The following is a 704-nucleotide window of genomic DNA, read 5'->3' on the forward strand; positions in this document are numbered from 1 at the left end:
AAACTGTCTCCACCACGAAGGTAGTAGCAACCATTACTCACCAATGCAAACATAGCATCTTCCGCAAACAGGCCGATACCACCGAACATTGAACGTTTCTGAAAATCACCAAATTGGTTGATGTAGTCAAAAAAAGCTTGTTCTGTCATATCCATTGACTCCTAATTCAAAGATTAACCCCGATTAGTTATGTCACCAGATAGCAGCATTTTATAATTAAGCGAAAATGATAGAGAAAGGTATTTAAATTATTTATAAGTAATTTTTATCAGCAACCCGAATCATACTTAATGAAAAAAATAAGTCGGGATTCGCATCACAAATAAAGTTTCCTCTCCATTATTGATGAGATCCAATTCACATTATCAACAATAGCGCATAGTTGTACTTTCGTTGCATTAAGCATTACGGACGAAAAAGCAGCAATTAAACTATTGTCATGATGGCAATTTCTTGCACTGAACAACTCGCTACTAGTACACTGTACGAAAGCACTTTGGCTCAAAATATCTATGGAACACTTATCTTTTTTCTGGTTRCCGAATAATAAGGACTTACTGATTCAAGCGTTGGAAACTGAGTTCGCTCAACTGGTCGAGCAGTCGCTTGCTACTGGTAAAGTCACTCTACCGCCAATCCCTGATGTTGTCTTAAAAATTCAACAACTTTGCACCCAAGAATCCACTGGCATCAACGATGTCGCT

General features: G+C 37.8%; 1 protein-coding gene and 1 pseudogene. One reads left to right on the forward strand and one right to left on the reverse strand.

Translation table 11 applies throughout. The features are described from left to right. The coding region (locus tag CIK04_RS29665; protein ID WP_176463476.1) for a TfoX/Sxy family protein at positions 1–149 on the reverse strand (149 nt) is incomplete at its 3' end. Positions 150–512: 363 nt separating this feature from the next. Here CIK04_RS29665 and CIK04_RS29670 point away from each other — a divergent pair. Further along, positions 513–704, forward strand: a pseudogene (locus CIK04_RS29670) (histidine kinase); the annotation flags it as partial.

The sequence above is a fragment of the Vibrio sp. 03_296 genome, from assembly GCF_002265885.1.